Origin of the sequence: Streptomyces sp. VNUA24 (assembly GCF_029167005.1) — a bacterium.
GTDB lineage: Bacteria > Actinomycetota > Actinomycetes > Streptomycetales > Streptomycetaceae > Streptomyces > Streptomyces scabiei.
This window is the reverse complement of record NZ_CP119143.1, coordinates 795,290-816,620: the sequence shown is the minus strand read 5'-3', so window position 1 is coordinate 816,620 and position 21,331 is coordinate 795,290. Positions and strand designations below refer to the sequence as shown.

The 21,331-nt window shown below is 75.9% G+C and carries 2 protein-coding genes; both read left to right on the top strand.

Annotated features, from left to right (window positions below; translation table 11 throughout):
• Positions 1-14: 14 nt before the first annotated feature.
• A complete protein-coding gene (locus PYR72_RS03250) occupies positions 15-15,098 on the top strand; it encodes a type I polyketide synthase (protein ID WP_275453766.1) in 15,084 nt (5,027 codons plus the stop codon).
• Positions 15,099-15,137: 39 nt separating this feature from the next.
• Complete coding sequence (locus PYR72_RS03245; RefSeq protein WP_275453765.1) at positions 15,138-21,290, top strand: type I polyketide synthase; 6,153 nt, start codon at positions 15,138-15,140, stop codon at positions 21,288-21,290.
• The last annotated feature ends 41 nt before the right edge of the window (positions 21,291-21,331 follow it).

Genomic DNA, 21,331 nt, shown 5'->3' with positions numbered 1-21,331 from the left:
GGCGAGAACGCACAGTGAGCGACCGGACCGAGCAGAAGCTCCGCGACTACCTCAACCGCGTCACCATCGACCTCCAGCAGACCCGGCGACGGCTGCGGGACGTCGAGGAGCGCAGCCGTGAGCCCATCGCCGTCGTCGCGATGAGCTGCCACTTCCCCGGCGGGGTGCACAGTCCGGAGGACCTGTGGGAGCTGGTGGCGGACGGCCGCGACACCTACTCCGGGATCCCCGCCGACCGGGGCTGGGACACCACCGGACTGGCCGGCTCCGGCGTCCCCGTCACCGGGGCCTTCCTGGACGAGGCCGGCGGCTTCGACCCGGCCTTCTTCGGCATCTCGCCCCGCGAGGCGCTCGCCATGGACCCCCAGCAGCGGCTGATGCTCCAGACCTGCTGGGAGGCCGTCGAACGAGGCGGCATCGACCCCGTGTCGCTGCGCGGCAGCCGTACCGGCGTGTTCGCCGCCTCCATCGACCAGGGGTACATGTCGCTGGCCGACGGGGCGCCCGAGGGCGTCCAGGGCTTCCTGATGACCGGCAACGCGATCAGCGTCATGTCCGGGCGCGTCTCCTACGTCATGGGCCTGGAGGGGCCCTCGGTCACCGTCGACACCGCCTGCTCCGCCTCGCTGGTGGCGCTGCACCTCGCGGCGCAGTCCCTGCGCAACGACGAGTGCTCGCTCGCGCTCGTCGGCGGCGTCAACGTGATGGCCATGCCGGGCGCCTACGTGGAGATCTCCCGCCAGGGCGGCCTCGCCGGGGACGGCCGCGCGAAGCCCTTCGCGGCGGCCGCCGACGGCACCGGCTGGGGCGAGGGCATCGGCGTGCTCCTCGTGGAACGCCTCTCCGACGCCCGCGCCAACGGCCACCCGGTCCTCGCGGTGCTGCGGGGCAGCGCCATCAACCAGGACGGCGCCAGCAACGGCCTGACCGCCCCCAACGGCCCCTCGCAGCAGCGCGTGATCCGCGCCGCGCTCGCCGACGCCCAGCTGGCACCGGCCGACGTCGACGCCGTCGAGGCACACGGCACCGGCACCCGGCTCGGCGACCCCATCGAGGCCGACGCCCTGCTCGCCGCCTACGGCCGGGACCGCGACGGGGACCGGCCGCTGTGGCTCGGCTCCATCAAGTCCAACATCGGCCACACCCAGGCCGCGGCGGGCCTGGCCGGTGTCATCAAGGTCGTCATGGCGATCCGGCACGGCGTCCTGCCGCAGACCCTGCACGTGGACGCGCCCACCCCGCACGTCGACTGGAGCTCCGGCGGCGTGCGGCTGCTCACCGAGCGGCGCGACTGGCCCGTCGCCGACCGCCCGCGCCGTGCGGGCGTCTCCTCGTTCGGCATGAGCGGCACCAACGCGCACGTCATCATCGAGCAGGCACCCGAGGCCGAGCAGCGGCCCGCCGCCGAGCGGGCGCCCGAGGGCGTCCGGCAGGGCTCGGCCGAGCCGATGTCCGGCACCGGACAGGGGAGCGCCCTTGGGCAGATGTCCGGCACCGGGCCGCGGTCCGCCGACCAGCAGGAGCGCGCGGGCGGTCCGCGGAGCACCGCCGAGCCGGCGCCCGGCGCCGAGCGGGAGAGCGCCGTCGGCCGGACACCGGGCGGCGCGCCGGAGTCCGGGTCCGACTCCGCGTCCGGCGCGGAACCCCTGCCGACCGTGCCCTGGCCGCTGTCCGGCCGCAGCCCGGAGGCGCTGCGCGACCAGGCCGCCCGGCTCGCCTCCTGGCTCGCCGACCGGCCCGGACTCCGCCCGGCCGATGTCGGCCACTCGCTGGCGGCCACCCGCTCCGCCTTCGAGCACCGGGCCGTCGTCGTGGCCGACCGGCCCGAGGGCTTCCTGCGCGGGCTCGCCGCCGTCGCCGCGGGCACCAGCGCCGCCGAGACGGTCACCGGTCGCACCGGCGCGGGCGACGGCAGGACCGTCTTCGTCTTCCCCGGCCAGGGCTCCCAGTGGGTCGGCATGGCCCGCCAACTCCTCGACGAGTCAGCGGTGTTCGCCGCCCGCATGGCCGACTGCGAACAAGCCCTCGCCCCGCACCTGGACTGGTCGCTGTCGGCGGTCGTGCGCGGCGAGCCCGACGCGGCGTCGCTGGACCGCATCGACGTCGTCCAGCCGGTGCTGTTCGCCGTGATGGTCTCCCTCGCCGCCGTATGGCGGTCCTACGGGGTCGAACCCGACGCCGTCGTGGGCCACTCCCAGGGCGAGATCGCCGCCGCGTACGTCGCCGGCGCCCTGTCGCTCGACGACGCAGCCCGCATCGTCGCCCTACGCAGCCGCGCCCAGCTGGAACTGTCCGGCACCGGCGGCATGGCCTCCGTGGCGCTGCCCGCCGACACCCTGCGGGACCGCCTGCGTGCCTGGGAGGGCCGCCTGTCGGTCGCCGCCGTCAACGGCCCGGCCTCCGCGGTCGTCTCCGGGGACCCGGAGGCCCTGGAGGAGTTCCTCCGCCAGTGCGAGGAACGCGAGGTGCGGACCCGGCGGGTCGCGGCCGACGTGGCGGGCCACTCCGCGCACATGGACCCGCTGCGCGACGGCATGCTCGACGCGCTCGTCGGCGTCCGGCCCACCGCCGCCACGATCCCGTTCTGCTCCACGGTGACCGGTGGATCCCTCGACACGACCGGCCTGGACGCCGACTACTGGTTCCGGAACATGCGGCAGACCGTCGAGTTCGACGCCGCCGTGCGCGACCTCGTCCGGCGCGGACACAGCGTCTTCGTCGAGATCAGCCCGCACCCCGTGCTCACCGTCCCGACGCAGGACACCCTCGACGACCTCGCCGATCCCGACGCCGCGGTCCCGGCCCCGCCGACCCTGGTCACCGGCACCCTGCGCCGCGACGAGGGCGGCCTGCACCGGGTGCTCACCGCCCTCGCCCAGGTGCACGTGCACGGCGTGCCCGTGGACTGGGCGGCCGTGTTCGCCGCCCACCGGCCCGAGCGGGTCGAACTGCCGACGTACGCCTTCCAGAACCGGCGCTTCTGGCTGGAGCCGCAGACCCGGCCCGGCACCACGCAGGACACCACCGACCCCGCGGACGCCGCCTTCTGGGCCGCCGTCGAACGCGAGGACGTCGCCGCGGTCGCCGCCACGCTCGGGGTCGAGGCCGCCAGCTGGAGCGACGTGCTGCCCGCGCTCTCCGCCTGGCGCCGCGACCGCCGTGACCGGGCCGTCCTCGACGGCTGGCGCTACCACATCTCGTGGCAGCGGCTCACTGCCAAGGCAGCCGCACCGCTGGGGGGCCGCTGGCCGGTCCTCGTCCCGGACGGCCACACCGCCGACGCGGCGGTGACCCGTGCCGTCGAGGCCCTGCGCGAGCGCGGCGCCGACCCCGAACTCGTCGTCCTCGACCACACCCACACCGACCGGTCCCGGCTCACCGACCACCTGCGCGAGGTGCTGGCCACCGAGCCCGGCACGCAGGCCGCCCCCGCCGGAGTGCTGTCCCTGCTGGCCCTCGACGAGCGGCCGCACGAGGGCCTGCCCGCCCTGCCCGTCGGCCTGGCGCTCACCACCGCCCTCGTCCAGGCGCTGGACGACCTCGGGGTCCGGACCACGCTGTGGTGCGTCACCTCCGGCGCCGTCCCGGTGCACCCGTCCGAGCCGGTGCCCCACCCGGTCCAGGCCCTCGTCTGGGGCTTCGGCCGCACGGTGGCGCTGGAGCACCCGAACCTGTGGGGCGGTCTGATCGACCTGCCCGAGCGGTGCGACGCACGCGCCGGGCACCTGCTCGCCGACCTCCTGGCCGGAGCCGGCGACGAGGACCAGCTCGCCGTACGGTCCTCCGGGGCGCACGCCCGCCGGCTCGTCCGCGCCACCCCCTCCACCCCCGCGCCGTCGGCTCCCTGGCGGCCCTCCGGCACGGTCCTCGTCACCGGCGGCACGGGCGGGCTCGGCGCGCACGCCGCCCGCTGGCTCGCCCGGGGCGGCGCCGACCACCTGGTCCTCGTCAGCCGCCGGGGTGCCGACGCCCCCGGCGCCGACGAACTGGCGGCCGAACTCACCGCCCTGGGCACCGGTGTGACCCTGGCCGCCTGCGACATCACCGACCGCGAGGCGCTCGCCGCGCTCGTCGACCGGGTCGCCGCCGAGGGCCACCCCGTCCGCGCCGTCCTGCACACCGCCGCGGCCGCCCAGCTGTTCCCCGTACGCGACGAGAACCCTCAGAGCATGGCCGCCACCCTGGCAGCCAAGGTCCAGGGCGCCGCCCACCTCGACGCCGTCTTCGCCGACACCGACCTCGACGCGTTCGTCCTGTACTCCTCCGTCTCCGGGGTGTGGGGCAGCGCGGACCACGCCGCCTACGCGGCGGGCAACGCCTACCTCGACGCCCTCGCCGCCCACCGACGCGGCCGGGGCCTCGCCGCCACCTCCGTCGTCTGGGGCATCTGGAGCGCCGAGGGCGGCGGCCTCGCCACCAGCGACCTCGAACGCGCCCTCCTCGAACGCGGCATCCCCTTCATGGACCCGCGGTTGGCCGTCGGCGGGCTCCAGCGCGTCCTGGACGACGACGAGACCGTCGTCGTGGTCGCCGACGTCGACTGGGCCCGGTTCGTGCCCGTCTTCACCTCCGTACGGCCCAGCCCCCTCATCGCCGACCTCCCGGACGTCCGCGCCCTGGCCACCGCCGAGGACCGGACCGAACCCGACCCGGACGACGCCGACGGCTCCTCCGCGCTGCGCCGCACCCTCGCGGGGCTGGCCGAACCGGAGGTCCGCCGGACCCTGCTGGAACTCGTGCGCACCAACGCCGCCGCGGTCCTCGGCCACGAGTCCGCCGACGCCGTCCTGCCCGACCGGGCCTTCCGCGAACTGGGCTTCGACTCACTGATCGCCGTCGAACTGCGCAACCGTCTCAACCAGGTCACCGGCCTGCGGCTGCGCGCCACCGTCGTCTTCGACTACTCCTGCGCCGCGCTCCTCGCCGAGCACCTGCGCACCGAACTCCTCGGCGACACCGCCCCCGCCGCGGCCACGGCGGCCGTCGTCCCCGTCGCGGACCCCGACGAGCCCATCGCCATCGTCGCGATGAGCTGCCGCTTCCCCGGGGGCATCGACACCCCCGAGCGGCTGTGGCAACTGCTCGTCGACGGCGGCGAGGTGCTGTCCGGCATGCCCGCCGACCGCGGCTGGCCCCTGGACCGCCTCTATCACCCCGACCCCGACCACCAGGGCACCTCCTACGTCCGCGAGGGCAGCTTCCTGCACGACGCGGGCGACTTCGACCCGGCCTTCTTCGGCATCTCGCCGCGCGAGGCGGTCGCCATGGACCCGCAGCAGCGGCTGCTCCTGGAGACCTCCTGGGAGGCGTTCGAACGGGCGGGCATCGACCCGGCGTCCCTGCGCACCACCCCCACCGGTGTCTTCGCCGGCGTCAACTACCAGGACTACACCTCCCTCGCCGGCTCCTCGCCGGAGGGCGGCGAAGGACATCTGGTCGCGGGCGGCGCCGCCAGCGTGGTCTCCGGGCGCGTCGCGTACACCCTCGGTCTGGAGGGCCCGGCGGTCACCGTCGACACCGCCTGCTCCTCCTCCCTGGTCGCGACGCACCTCGCGGCGCAGGCCCTGCGCGGCGGCGACTGCTCCCTCGCCCTCGCCGGCGGTGTCGCCGTGATGGCCACCCCGGGCGTCTTCGTCGGCTTCTCCCGGCAGCGCGGCCTCGCCGCCGACGGCCGCTGCAAGGCGTTCGGCGCCTCCGCGGACGGCATGGGCCTCGCCGAAGGCGTCGGCGTGGTGCTCCTGGAACGGCTCTCGGACGCCCGCCGCAACGGCCACCCGGTGCTCGCCGTGCTGCGCGGCAGCGCCGTCAACCAGGACGGCGCCAGCAACGGCCTGTCCGCCCCCAACGGCCTCGCCCAGCAGCGCGTCATCCGCCAGGCCCTCACCAACGCCGGACTGACCGCGGCCGACGTCGACGTCGTCGAGGCGCACGGCACCGGCACCACCCTCGGCGACCCCATCGAGGCGGACGCCCTGCTCGCCACCTACGGGCAGGACCGCCCGCACGGCCGCCCGCTCAGGCTCGGCGCACTCAAGTCCAACATCGGCCACACCCAGGCCGCCTCCGGAGTCGCCGGAATGATCAAGACCGTGCTCTCCCTGCGGCACGGCGTCCTCCCGCGCACCCTGCACGCCGACGAGCCCTCCCCGCACGTCGACTGGGCCTCCGGCGAGGTGGAACTGCTCACCGAGGCACGCGACTGGCCCGACACCGGCGCACCCCGCCGCGCGGGCATCTCCTCCTTCGGCTTCAGCGGCACCAACGTCCACGCCATCCTCGAACAGGCACCGCCCGCCCCCGAGGAGACCGAGGCCGGGACCGCGCCCGAAGCCGGGCCGCGGGACCTGCCCTGGGTGCTGTCCGCCAAGTCGCCGCAGGCCCTGGCCCACCAGGCCCGGCGCCTGCGCGACCGCCTCGCCGAGGCGGACGCACCCGGCCCGCTCGACACCGGCTACTCCCTGGCGACAGGCCGCACCGCCTTCGAACACCGCGCGGTGCTCCTCGGCACGGAGGGCGGCGCCCCGGCGGCCGCCCTGGACGGCCTGGCCGTCGGTGAGGACGTCCCCGGGCTGATCCGCGGCACCGCCGACACCGACGGCCGCCGCGTGTTCGTCTTCCCCGGCCAGGGCGCCCAGTGGGCCGGCATGGCCGGGGAACTCCTGGACACCTCGACGGTGTTCGCCGCCTCCGTCGCCGCCTGCGAGCAGGCACTGACGCCGTACGTCGACTGGTCGCTCGACGCCGTGCTGCGCGGCGCCCCGGACACGCCCCCCTTCGAACGGGTCGACGTCGTCCAGCCCGCCCTGTGGGCCGTGATGGTGTCACTGGCCGCCCTGTGGCGCTCCTGGGGTGTCGAGCCCGACGCCGTCCTCGGCCACAGCCAGGGCGAGATCGCCGCCGCCGTGGTCGCCGGGGCCCTCTCCCTGGACGACGGCGCCAAGGTTGTGGCCCTGCGCAGCCGGGCCATCCTCGCCCTCGCCGGGCACGGGGGCATGGTCTCCGTGGCCGTCCCGCGCGAGCGCGCCGTCGAACTCGTCGCCCGGTGGTCCGGGCGGCTCTCCCTCGCCGCCGTCAACGGACCGTCCGCCGTGGTCGTCTCCGGCGACGCGGAGGCGCTGCGCGAACTGATCGCCCACTGCGAGGAGGCAGGCGTACGGGCCCGCACCATCGCCGTCGACTACGCCTCCCACTCCGCGCACGTCGAACGCATCCGCGACGAGCTGTCCGAGGTGCTGGCCGGTATCGAGCCCGTCGCCGGACAGGTGCCGCTGTTCTCCACCCTCACCGGGGACTGGCTCGACACGACCACGATGGACGCCGGGTACTGGTACCGGAACCTGCGCGAGACCGTCGAGTTCGACGGTGCCGTACGCGCCCTCGCCGACCAGCGCCACCAGGTCTTCGTCGAGGTCTCGCCGCACCCGGTGCTCACCATGTCCGTCGAGGAGACCATCGAGGCAGGCGCGGCCGTCGAGGCCCCGCAGACCGTCGTGACCGGCACCCTGCGCCGTGACGAGGGCGGCCTCGCCCGCGCGCTCACCTCGGCCGCCGAACTGTGGGTGCGTGGCGTCCCCGTCCGGTGGCCGGTCCTCTTCGAGGGCACCGGCGCCCGCCGCGCCGACCTGCCCACCTACCCGTTCGAGCACAAGCGCTACTGGCTCCAGGGCGCCGAACCCACCGCGCGGGCGGGTACCGGGGACGAGGCGGACTCCGAGTTCTGGCGGATCGTCGAGCGCGGCGACGCCGAGGAGGCCGCCGGAAACCTCGCCGTCGACGCCGAGACGCTCGGCACGGTCCTGCCCGCCCTGAATGCCTGGCGCCGCAGGCAGCGCGACGGCGCCGCCGTCGACGACTGGCGCTACCGCGTCGACTGGCAGCCGGTCACCGACCCGCCCGCCGCCGCCCTGACCGGCACCTGGCTCGTCGTCCTGCCCGAAGGCCACCAGGACGACCGGCTCGTACGGGACGCCCTCCTGACCGTCACCGAAGCCGGCGCCGAGGCCGTCACCGTGCTCCTCGCGGACACCGATGTCGACCGCGCCGGCCTCTCGGACCGGCTCGCCGTCGCCCTGGACGGCCGTACCCCGCAGGGCGCCCTGTCGCTCCTCGCGGTCGCCGGACACCCGCACCCCGACCACCCCGCCGTCTCCGCGGGCTCGGCGCTCACCCTCGTCCTCGTCCAGGCGCTCGGCGACCTCGGCGTCGATGCCCCGCTGTGGTGCGCCACCCACGGCGCCGTCGCCACCGGCGACACCGACACCCTCACCGCCCCCGACCAGGCACTGATCTGGGGCACCGGCATGGTCGCCGCACTGGAGCACCCCACCCGCTGGGGCGGCCTCGTCGACCTGCCGACCGCCCTCAACTCCCGCTCCCGCGACCGCCTCCGCGCGGTCCTCGCGGGCGCCACCGGCGAGGACCAGCTCGCCGTCCGCTCCACCGGACTGCTCGCCCGCCGCCTGGTCCGCGCCCCGCGCCTGCCCGGCAACCGGCCCGTCTGGAAGCCCCGCGGCACCGTCCTCGTCACCGGCGGCACGGGCGCCCTCGGCCCGCACGTCGCCCGCTGGCTCGCCCGAGGCGGCGCCGAGCACCTCGTGCTGCCCGGACGGCGCGGCGGCGACGTACCCGGCGCGGACGAACTGCGCGCCGAACTCGCCGAGCTGGGCACCGAGTTGTCCCTGCCCGCGTGCGACTTCGCCGACCGCGACCAGATCGCCGGACTGCTCGCCGGACTGGAGGAGCAAGGCACACCGGTCACCGCCGTGTTCCACGCCGCCGCCTACATCCAGCTCGCCTCCCTGGACGACACCCCGCTCGACGCCTTCGCCGAGGTCGTCGCCGCCAAGGCGGACGGCGCCCGGCACCTGGACGAACTCCTCGACCACGAACTCGACGCGTTCGTCATGTTCTCCTCCATCGCCGGCGTCTGGGGCAGCAGCAACCACGCCGCCTACACCGCGGGCAACGCCTACCTCGACGCCCTCGCCGAACACCGCAGGGCCCGGGGCCTGAGCGCCACCACCGTCGACTGGGGTGTCTGGTCGGCCGCCAACCCCTGGACCGTCCGCGACACCGTCGACGACTCCGACTTCTACCGGGTCCAGAAGCAGGGCCTGCCCCTCATCGAGCCCGACCTCGCGCTCACCGGCCTCCAGCAGGCCCTCGACGACGACGAGACGGTCATCGCCGTCGCCAACGTCGACTGGGAGCAGTTCGCGGACGTCTTCGGCTCCGTACGCCCCAGCCGCCTCCTCACCGGCGTACCCGAGGCCAGGCGGCAGCTGGAGGAGGCCGCCGCGCCCGGCGCGGACGTCACCCCGGCCGCCAACGTGCTGCGCGAGCGCCTGGACGGGCTCGCCGAGGCCGAGCAGCGCCGCGTCACCCTGGACCTCGTCCGCACCCACGCGGCGGCCGTCCTCGGGCACGACTCCCCGGAGGAACTGCGCCCCGGCAAGGCGTTCCAGGAACTCGGCTTCGACTCGCTCACCGCCGTCGAACTCCGCAACCGGCTGCGCACCGCCACCGGCCTGCGGCTGCCCGCCACCCTCGTCTTCGACTACCCGTCGTCGGCCGTGCTCGCCGAGCACATCCGCGCCGGGGTACTGGGCGAGCACCAGGCGTCCGAGGCGCGGGAACCCGCGCCCACCGGCACCGGCGCGGCCGACGAGCCGATCGCGATCGTCGCGATGAGCTGCCGCTTCCCCGGCGGGGTGCACACCCCCGAACAGCTGTGGCGGCTGCTGGAGGAGGGCGGCGACGTCGTCTCGGAGTTCCCGACCGACCGCGGCTGGCCACTGGAGTCCATGTTCGACCCCGACCCGGACCAGCCCGGCACCAGCTATGTGCGGCACGGCGGATTCCTCTACGACGCCGGTGAGTTCGACGCCGACTTCTTCGGCATCTCCCCGCGCGAGGCGGTCGCCATGGACCCGCAGCAGCGGCTGCTCCTGGAGACCTCCTGGGAGACCTTCGAACGCGCCGGTCTCGACCCGGACCGCCTGCGCGGCACCGACACCGGCGTCTTCACCGGCGTCAACTACCAGGACTACGGCGCCTCCGTGGCCCAGACCCAGGAGAACGAGGGCCACCTCCTCACCGGCAGCGCGGCCAGCGTGATCTCCGGCCGGATCTCCTACACCCTCGGCCTGGAGGGCCCCGCCGTCACCGTCGACACCGCCTGCTCCGCCTCCCTCGTCGCGGTGCACCTGGCCGCCCAGGCGCTGCGCGCCGGGGACTGCTCACTCGCCCTGGCCGGCGGCGTCGCGGTGATGTCCAGCCCGGGCGCCATCATCAGCTTCGCCCGCCAGCGCGGACTCGCCGCCGACGGCCGCTGCAAGGCGTTCTCCGACACCGCCGACGGCATGGGCATGGCCGAGGGCGTCGGCGTGATCCTCCTCGAACGCCTCTCCGAGGCACAGCGGCACGGGCACCCCGTGCTGGCCGTCCTGCGCGGCAGCGCCGTCAACCAGGACGGCGCCAGCAACGGCCTGACCGCCCCCAACGGCCCCTCCCAGCAGCGGGTCATCCGGGCCGCCCTCGCCAACGCCCGGCTCTCGGCGGCCGACATCGACGTCGTCGAGGCCCACGGCACCGGCACCAGGCTCGGCGACCCCATCGAGGCCCAGGCCCTGCTCGCCACGTACGGACAGGAACGCTCCGACGGGCACCCCCTGCTCATCGGCTCCCTGAAGTCCAACATCGGCCACACGCAGGCCGCCGCGGGCGTCGCCGGTGTGATCAAGACCGTCCTCGCGCTCCGGCACGGGCAGGTGCCGCGCACCCTGCACGTCGACCGGCCCTCGACCCAGGTCGACTGGACGGCCGGTGCCGTGGACGTGGTCACCGACACGACCCCGTGGCCCGCGACGGGCCGCCCGCGCCGCGCCGGGATCTCCGCGTTCGGCATGAGCGGCACCAACGTGCACGCGATCCTGGAGCAGGCGCCCGCGGAGGCTCCCGAGGAGAGCCCGCAGGAGACACCCGACGAGACGCCGGCCCGGACCGTCGGGCCCGTCGCCTGGCCGCTCTCCGCCAAGTCCCCGGACGCCCTGCGCGGCCAGGCCGAGCGGCTGACCGCCCACCTGGCCGACACGCCGGGCCTCCCGCCCGCCGCCATCGGCCGGGCCCTGACCACCCGCACGGCGTTCGAACACCGCGCCGTCCTCGTCGGCGACGGCACCCGGCTGCCCGCCGCGCTGACCGCCCTCGCCGACGACGGCACCGCCCCCGACCTGGTACGCGGCGTCGCCGACACCGTGGGCCGTACGGTCTTCGTCTTCCCCGGCCAGGGTTCCCAATGGGCCGGTATGGCACGGGAGTTGCTGGACGAGTCGCCGGTGTTCGCGGCCCGCATGGAGGAGTGCGAACGGGCCCTGGCCCCCTTCGTCGACTGGTCGCTGCTCGACGCCGTGCGCTCGGGCGGTGCCTGGGACCGGGTGGACGTCGTCCAGCCCGCGCTGTTCGCGGCGATGGTGTCGTTGGCCGAGGTCTGGCGGTCGTTCGGTGTCGTACCGGACGCCGTCGTCGGCCACTCCCAGGGCGAGATCGCCGCCGCCGTCGTGGCGGGCGCGCTGTCCCTGGAGGACGGGGCCCAGGTGGTCGCCCTGCGCAGCAAGACCCTCGACGCGCTCGCGGGACGCGGCGGCATGGCCTCCCTGTCCCTGCCCGCCGACCGGGCCGAGGCCGCCCTCGCCCCCTGGGCCGGCGCCCTGTCGGTCGCCGCGCTGAACGGCCCCGCCACCACCGTGGTCGCGGGCGACGCCGGGGCCCTGGCGGCCCTGCTCGCGCAGTGCGAGGCCCAGGGCGTACGGGCCCGGCGCATCGACGTCGACTACGCCTCGCACTCCGAGCACGTCGAGGAGATCCACGGCATCCTCATGGACGCCCTGGCGGGCATCAAGCCGCTGCCGAGCGAGGTCCCGCTGTACTCCACGGTGGACGGCGGCTGGCTCGACACCACCGGCATGCACGCCGGTTACTGGTACCGCAACCTGCGGCAGACCGTCGGCTTCGACCCCGCCGTCCGCGTCCTGGCCGCCGAGGGGTTCACCTCCTTCGTCGAGGTCAGCCCGCACCCCGTGCTCACCATGGCCATCGAGGAGACCGCCGAGACCGCCGGACGCGAGGCCGTCGTCCTCGGCACCCTGCGCCGCGACGAGGGCGGCCTGCGCCGCGTCCTGCTGTCGGCGGCCGACCTGTGGGTGCGCGGCGGTGCGGTCGACTGGACCGCCGCGTTCCCCGGCGAGAGCACGGCCGAGCTGCCGACGTACGCCTTCCAGCGGCGCCGCTACTGGATCCAGCCGCCCGCGGCGACGCCCCGCGGGCCCGGCGCCACCGGGCACCCGCTGCTCGGCACGGCCGTCGAGGTCGCCGACACCGGGGATCTCGTGCTCACCGGCAGCCTGTCGACCCGCACCCACCCCTGGCTCGCGGACCACGCGGTCTCCGGCGTGGTCCTGCTGCCCGGCACCGGCTTCGTCGAACTGGCCGTACGCGCCGGCGACGAGGCGGACTGCCCCCGGGTCGAGGAACTGACCCTCCAGGCACCGCTGGTGTTCGACCGGGACGCCGCCGTCCAGATCCAGGTGCGGGTCGGCGCGCCCGACGACTCCGGGCGGCGCACCCTCGGCGTGTTCTCCCGGGGCGAGGACGGCGCCGCCACTCCGTGGACCGGGCACGCCACCGGTGTCCTCGCCCCCGCCGGGGCCACCGACCGGGAGACCCACCCGTACGGCGCGGCATGGCCGCCCGCCGGGGCGGAACCGGTGCCCGTCGACGGCCTCTACGAGCGGTTCGCGGACGCCGGCTACGGGTACGGCCCCGCCTTCCACGGTCTGCGCGCCGCCTGGCGCCTCGGCCAGGACGTCTACGTGGAGGTCCGGCTGCCGGAGGACCAGCACCCGGGGGCCGCCGGCTTCGGTCTGCACCCGGCGCTGCTGGACGCGGCCCTGCACGGTCTGTGGCTGGCCACCCCGGACGGTGCCGACCGGAACGACGCGCCCGGCACCGCCAGGCTGCCCTTCTCCTGGGAAGGCGTCCGCCTGCACGCCTCCGGCGCGACCGAACTGCGTGTGCGGCTGAGCTACGACGACACCGGGTCGGTGGCGCTGGCCGCCGCCGACCCGGCCGGCCGGCCGGTCGCCGACGTGGCCGCGCTGGCCATCCGGCCCATCGCCGTCGACGCCCTGCGCGGCGCCGCGGCGCCGGGACGCGACTCGCTGTTCACTCTGGGCTGGACCGCCCTGCCCGCCACCACCGAGCCGCCCGTCGGCCGATGGGCCGCGCTCGGCGAGGGCGGACTGCTGCCCGAGACGCACGACGACCTCGACGCGCTCACCGCCGCCGTGGACGGGGGCGCCGCCGTGCCCGACGTGGTCGTCACGGCCTGCCCGCCCGGAGGGAACAGCGCGGACGCGGCCCGTACCGCGCTCGCCGGCACCCTGCGCCTGCTGCAGACCTGGCTGGCCGACGACCGCTGGGCCGACACCCGTCTGGTCCTCGTCACCCGGGGCGGTGTCGCCACAGCGCGCGGCGAGGACATCGGCGACCTGGCCGCCGCCGCCGTGTGGGGGCTCGTGCGCTCCGCGCAGTCCGAACACCCCGACCGGTTCGTCCTCGTCGACGCCGAGGACCCGGCCGAGGCCCTGAAGGCCCTGCCCGCCGCCCTGTCCGCCACGGAACCCCAGCTCGCGGTACGCGACGGCCGGACCCTCGCACCCCGCCTGACCAGGACCCCGCCGACGGATGCCGAGGCCGCGGCCGGCAAGCCCTGGGACCCCGAGGGCACGGTGCTCGTCACGGGCGCCTTCGGCGTCCTCGGCGGCCTGGTGGCCCGTCACCTGGTCACCGAGCACGGGGCACGTCACCTGCTGCTGACCGGGCGGCGCGGCGCCGACACCCCCGAGGCCACCGCCCTGGTCGACGAACTCACCGCCCTGGGCGCCCGGGTGGAGACCGCCGCCTGCGACACGGCCGACCGGGACGCCCTGGCCGGGCTCCTCGCGGGCGTCCCCGACACCCACCCGCTCACCGCCGTGGTCCACTCGGCCGGCGTCCTCGACGACGGGGTCATCGGCTCGCTCACCCCCGAGCGCCTGGACCGCGTCCTGCGCCCCAAGGCGGACGCCGCGCTCCACCTGCACGAACTGACCCGCGACCTGCCGTTGGCCGCGTTCGTGCTCTTCTCGTCCGCCTCCGGCACCGTCGGCAGCTCCGGGCAGGGCAACTACGCGGCGGCCAACGCCTTCCTCGACGCGCTCGCCCAGCACCGTCGCGCCCGGGGCCTGCCCGGCCAGTCGATCGCCTGGGGCATGTGGGCCGAGCGCTCCGCACTGACCGGCACCCTCGACGAGGTCGACCTGCGGCGCATGGCACGCGGCGGCGTGGGGGCACTCACCTCCGACGAGGGTCTCGCCCTGTTCGACGCCGCGCTCGAACGGGACGACGCGGTCCTGGTCCCGGTCCGGCTCGACCTGGCCAGGCTGCGCGCCAGGGCGGGCACCGGCCCCGTACCCGCCCTCTTCCGCGCCCTGGTGCGCGGCGCAGCCCGCCGCGCGGCGGCCACCGGCGGCGCCGCCGACGCGGCGGACACCCTGCGCGGGCGGCTCGCGGGCCTGGCCGCCGACGACGCCCGCGCCGTCCTCGCCGACCTGGTGTGCGCGCACGCCGCCGATGTGCTCGGGCACGCCGGAGCCTCGGCCGTCGACCCCGAACGCGCCTTCCGGCAGCTCGGCTTCGACTCGCTGACCGCGGTGGAACTGCGCAACCGCCTCAACGCGGCCACGGGCCTGCGGCTCCCCGCGACCCTGGTGTTCGACTACCCGAGCCCGGCGGCCGTCGCCGGGTACTGCGCCGAACGGCTCGCGCCGGCGGGCCCCCCGCAGACCCTGCCGGCGGCGGCCCCGGCCGACGCCGACATCACCCGGGCCCTGTCGACGATCCCGCCTGCCAAGCTGCGCGACTCCGGCCTGCTGGAGGCGCTGCTGAAGCTGGCCGGACCGGACACAGAGGAACAGGAGTCGTCCGGGCGGGCGACCGGCATCCAGGAGATGGACGTGGACGACCTCGTACGGCTGGCGCTGGGGAGCGAACGTGACTGACACCCGCGTGCCGGCCCGGAAGAGGATGTGAGGAGAGGGATGTCCACGGACAAGGTGGTCGAGGCGCTGCGCGCCTCCCTGCTGGAGAACGAGCGGCTGCGCGGCGAGAACACACGGCTGCGCGACCGGTCCCGGGAACCGGTCGCCATCGTCGCCATGAGCTGCCGCTTCCCGGGCGGGGTCCGCACCCCGGAGGACCTGTGGCGGCTGCTCGCCGAAGAACGCGACGCGGTCAGCGAGTTCCCCGCCGACCGGGGCTGGGACGCCGCCGCGCTGTACGACCCCGACCCCGACACCCCGGGGACGTCCACCACCCGGGAGGGCGGCTTCCTGCACGACGCCTGCGGCTTCGACGCCGGCTTCTTCGGGATCTCGCCCCGTGAGGCCCTGGCCATGGACCCCCAGCAGCGGCTCCTGCTGGAGACCTGCTGGGAGGCCGTCGAACGCGGTGGCATCGACCCGCTGTCCCTGCGCGGCAGCCGCACCGGCGTCTACGCGGGCGTCATGTACAACGAGTACGGCGCCCGGCTGGCCCGGATACCGGCGGACGTCGAGGCGTTCATCGGCACCGGCACCGTGCCCAGCGTGGTCACCGGCCGGATCGCCTACACCCTCGGCCTGGAGGGCCCGGCCGTCACCATCGACACCGCGTGCTCGTCGTCGCTGGTCGCCCTCCACCTGGCCTGCCAGGCGCTGCGGGCGGGGGAGATCTCCCTCGCCCTGGCGGGCGGTGTCACGGTGATGTCCACACCGAGCCTGTACGTCGGGTTCAGCCGCCAGCGCGGACTGGCGCCGGACGGCCGCAGCAAGTCGTTCGCCGCGGCCGCCGACGGCGCCGGCTTCGGCGAGGGCGTCGGCGTGCTGCTCCTCGAACGGCTCTCGGACGCCCGGCGCAACGGCCACCCCGTGCTCGCCCTGGTGCGGGGCTCGGCGGTCAACCAGGACGGCGCCAGCAACGGCATGACCGCCCCCAACGGCCCCTCCCAGCAACGGGTGATCCAGCAGGCCCTGGCGTCGGCCGGCCTCGCGCCGGCCGAGGTCGACGCGGTGGAGGCCCACGGCACGGGGACCCGCCTCGGCGACCCCATCGAGGCTCAGGCGCTGCTGGCCACCTACGGCCAGGACCGCCCGGCGGACCGGCCGCTGCTGCTCGGCTCGCTCAAGTCCAACCTCACCCACACCCAGGCCGCCGCCGGCGTCGGCGGCGTCATGAAGATGGTGCTCGCGATGCGCCACGGCCTGCTGCCCCGCACCCTGCACCTCGACCGTCCCACCCCGCAGGTCGACTGGACCGAGGGCAACATCGCCCTGCTCACCACGGCCACCCCCTGGCCGGAGACCGATCACCCCCGCCGCGCCGGCGTCTCCTCCTTCGGCGCGAGCGGCACCAACGCCCACACCGTTCTGGAGGCGGCGCCCGCCGACGTACCCGCCGAGGACGAGGGACGTGCCGAGGGACCCGGCCCCGTGGCCTGGGCGCTGTCCGCGAAGGGCGAGGCGGCACTGCGCGGCCAGGCCGCCGCCCTGCACGCCCAACTGACCGACACCCCGCGGGCACACCCCCTGGACGTGGGCTTCTCCCTGGCCACGGCCCGGTCCTCCTTCGCCGACCGTGCCGTCGTCGTCGGCGACGACCGTCCCGCCCTGCTGTCCGGCCTGGCCGCGCTGGCCGCCGGACGGCCCGATGCGGCGGTCGTCTCCGCCCGCGCGCTGCCCGGACGCAAGGCCGTCTTCGTCTTCCCCGGCCTCGGCTCGCAGTGGCCCGGCATGGCCGCCGAACTGCTCGACGAGTCACCCGCGTTCGCGGCCGGCATGGCGGACTGCGCCCAGGCACTCGCCCCGCACATCGACTGGTCGGTCACCGACGTCCTGCGCGGCGCGCCCGGTGCGCCGTCGCTGGACCGGGTGGACGTCCTCCAGCCCGTGCTGTTCTCCGTGATGGTGTCGCTGGCCGCGCTGTGGCGGTCGTACGGCGTCGAGCCCGCCGCCGTCGTCGGCCACAGCCAGGGCGAGGTCGCCGCCGCCTGTGTCGCGGGTGCTCTCACCCTGGAGGACGGGGCCCGCGTGGTGGCGCTGCGCAGCCGGGCGCTGGCCGGGCTCGCCGGTGGCGGGGGCATGGCCACCGTCGTGCTCTCCGCGGCCGAACTCGCCCCGTACCTGGAACGCCGCTCGGGCAAGGTCACGGTCGCCGCCGTCAACGGGCCACGCGTGCTCGTCGTCGCCGGACCCGGCGACGAGGTCGGCGCCCTCGTCGACGAACTCTCCGCCGAGGGCGTCATGGCCTGGCGCATCCCGGTGGACTACGCCTCCCACTCGGACGACGTGAGCACCGTACGGGACCGGCTGCGCGAGGACCTGTCCTCGCTCGCTCCCCAGGCCCCGGCCGTGCCCCTGGTGTCCACCGTGGACGCCGACTGGATCGGTGCCGGCGACCTCACCCACGCGTACTGGTACCGCAACCTCCGCCAGACCGTCCGCTTCCACGACGCGATACGCCTGCTCCTCGACGCCGGGCACCGCACCTTCGTCGAGGTGAGCCCCCACCCGCTGCTCACCTACGGCATCGGCGACACCGCGGCCGACGCCGGCGCGGACGACGCCGTGGTGCTGGGCACCCTGCGGCGCGACGAGGGCGGTCTGCACCGGATGCTGCTGGCGCTCGGCGAGGCGCACGCGAACGGCGTGGCCGTCGACTGGCGGCGCGCGTTCGACGGCACCGGGGCGCGCCTGACCGACCTGCCGACGTACGCCTTCCAGCGCACCCACTACTGGCTCGACGTGCCCGCGCACGCCGGGGACCCCGAGTCGGCGGGCCAGACGGAGACGGGGCACCCGCTGCTGACCGCGGCCGTGGATCTGCCCGACGGCGACGGCGTCCTCTTCACCGGGCGCCTCGCCCTGCGCACCCACCCCTGGCTCGCGGACCACGCGGTCTCCGGCACGGTGCTGCTGCCCGGCGTCGCCTTCGTGGAGATGGCCGCCCACGCCGCCGCCCACGTCGGCTGCGCCACCGTCGAGGAACTCACCCTGGCCGCACCCCTGGTCCTCGCCGCCGACGAGGCCCGACGACTCCGCCTGACCGTGGACGCGCCCGACCCCGACGGCCGCCGGGCCGTGGCGCTGTACTCCCGCCCCGACGACCCCGAGTCCACCGAACCGTGGGTCCGCCACGCGGGGGGCACCCTGGCCGGGATGCCCGCGGCCGCACAGGGTGACCCCGGCCGGTGGCCGCCCGGCGACGGCGCCGAACGCCTCGACCTCGACCACCTGTACGCGGACTTCGAGGCGGCCGGGGTCCACTACGGCCCGCTCTTCCAGGGCCTGCGTGCCGCCTGGCGGGTCGGCGACGAGATCCATGCCGAGGTGGCTCTGCCCGAGTCGGTGCCGGGGACCCGCGAGAGCGGCTTCGCCGTCCACCCGGCCCTGCTCGACGCCGCGCTGCAGACGGTGGCTCTGCGCCCCGACGGCACCCGGGGCACGGCCCCGGGCCGCACGGGAGCCGTGCCGCTGCCCTTCTCCTGGCACGACGTCACCCTCGCCCCGGCGGCCGACCCGGTCCTGAGGGTCGTGCTGGCCCCGGCCGAGCAGGGCGGCGATGCCGTGTCGGTACGGATCACCGACCGCACCGGCCGCCCGGTCGTCACCGTCGGCGCGCTGACCCTGCGGGCGGCGGCGGGTGCTCCGGCCGCCGCCGAGCGGTCCCTGTTCCGCCTCGACTGGACCCGGTTGCCCGGCACCGAACCGTCCCACGGCACCTGGGCCGCGCTCGGCGCCTGCGACGGCGACCTGCTGCCGGCCGGCTTCCGGGCCGACCGGTGCCCCGGCCTCGCCGACGTGCCCGCCACGTCCGACGCCGTGCTGGCCCTGTGCCCGCCCGCCGAGGGCACGGGCCCCGAAGCGGCCCGCGCCAGCGTGGGCGCCGTACTGGACCTGCTCCGACGCTGGCTGGCGGAGCCGAAGTTCACCGACACCCCGCTGGTGCTGCTCACCCGTGGCGCGGTCGACCTCGACGGCGCCCCCGCGGACCTCGGGGGCGCCGCCGCCTGGGGGCTGCTGCGCACCGCCCAGCTGGAGCACCCCGGCCGCTTCGTCCTGCTGGACACCGACGGCGGCGACGGCCTCGAAGCGGCCCTCGCCACCGCCCTGGCCGAGGGCGAACCCCAACTGGCCCTGCGCGACGGCATCTTGTACGTGCCCCGCCTGGGCCGCCCGCCCGTCGCCGACCGGCTCGCCGGGTTCGGCCCGGAGGGGACCGTCCTCGTCACCGGCGGCGGAGGCACCCTGGGCGGACTGGTGGCCCGTCACCTGGTCACCACTCACGGCGTACGGCATCTGCTGCTGCTCGGCCGCCGGGGCGCCGCCGCCGAGGGCATGGCCGCGCTCACGGAGGAGCTGAGCGCGGCGGGAGCCGAGGTCACCGTCGCGGCGTGCGACGTGGCCGACCGGGAGGCGCTGGCCGGCTGCCTCGCGGCCATCCCCCCGGAGCACCCGCTGCGCGCCGTGGTGCACACGGCGGGCGTGCTGGACGACGGGCTGGTGACCGCCCTCACCCCCGAGCGGCTGTCGGCCGTCCTGCGCCCCAAGGCCGACGGCGCCTGGAACCTGCACGAGCTGACCCGGGACCAGGACCTGACGGCGTTCGTCCTGTTCTCCTCCTCCGCCGGTGTCTTCGGCAGTCCGGGCCAGTCCGCCTACGCCGCCGCCAACGCCTTCACCGACGCCCTGGCCGCCGCCCGCCACCGGGCGGGGCTGCCCGGCACCTCCCTGGCCTGGGGCCTGTGGGAACAGCGCACCGGTCTGACCGACGGCCTCGGCGACACGGATCTGCGGCGGATGGCCCGGAGCGGGGTGCGCGCCCTGCCCACCGAGGAGGGCCTGGCCCTGTTCGACGCCGCACTGGCGGGCGACGACCCGGTCCTCGTGCCGGTGGGCCTCGACCTCCGGGCCCGGCCCGGTGGCCCGGTGCCCCACCTGCTGCGGGCGCTGGTCCGGACCCCCGCCGCACGTCGGCGCGGCCCGCAGGCCGACGTGTCGTTGCGGCCGCGGCTGGCCGCCGCGCCGGAGGCCGAACAGGGTGAGATCCTGCTGCGGCTGGTGCGAACCCAGGCGGCCGAGGTGCTCGGCCACGCCGACCCGGACGCGCTGTCCGGGGGTGACGCCTTCCTGGAGAGCGGCTTCGACTCGCTGACCGCCGTCGAACTGCGCAACCGCCTCGCCGCCGCGCTCGACCTGCGGCTGCGCCCCACCGCCGTACTCGACGCGGGAACCCCCGCCCGGCTGGCCGAGCACCTGCGGGCGGAACTGACCCGCGCTACCGCTCCCGGAGCCGGGCGACAGGCCGGTGAACCGCCGCACGACCCGGTCAGCGCCCTGTTCCGGCAGGCGTGCGAGGTGGGCCGGATCCACGAGGGCATCCAGATCCTCCAGCAGGCCGCGAAGCTCCGCCCCGACTTCGGGTCCGGCCCCGAGCTGCTGAGCTCGTCCGGACGGCGTCCGGAGCTGCTGCGGCTGCACATCCGCGACGACGCGCCCGAACTGGTCTGCTTCGCCTCGGTGGTGGCGCTCGGCGGAGCCCATCAGTACAGCCGTTTCGCGTCCGCCTTCGAGGGCCGCTACGGCGTCAGCGCGCTGGACGCGCCCGGCTTCGCCCCCGACGAGCCGCTGCCCGCGGGCATGTCCGCCCTGCTGGACTTCCAGACCGAGGTCCTCCTGCGGCGCCTCGGCGACCGGCCGAAGGTGCTGCTCGGTTCCTCGTCGGGCGGCACCCTCGCGCACGCCGCCGCCGCCCGCCTGGAAGCGCTCGGGGCCGGCCCGGCCGCCGTGGTGCTGCTGGACACGTATCTGTCCGGGGACGAGGCGATGACCCAGTTCGACGACGTACTGGTCAGCGGCATGTTCGAGCGCGAGGACCGGGCCGCCCCCATGGACGGCACCCGGCTGACCGCCATGGGCCGCTACTTCCAGCTCCTGGACGACTGGGAGCCGCCCCCCGTCGCGGCGCCCGTGCTGCTGGTCCGGGCATCCAGCCCGCTGGCGGAACCGGCACCGGACAGCGACATCGACTGGCGGGCCTCGTGGCCGTCCGCGCATTCCGTCCTGGACGTTCCGGGAAATCACTGGTCGATGATGGAACAGCATCTGCGCACGACGGTCGACGCCGTCACGGGATGGCTGGATTCGGTCATTTCGTAATTCACTTCAAGAACCCTGAAGAACCCGCCGAAGAAAAGTGG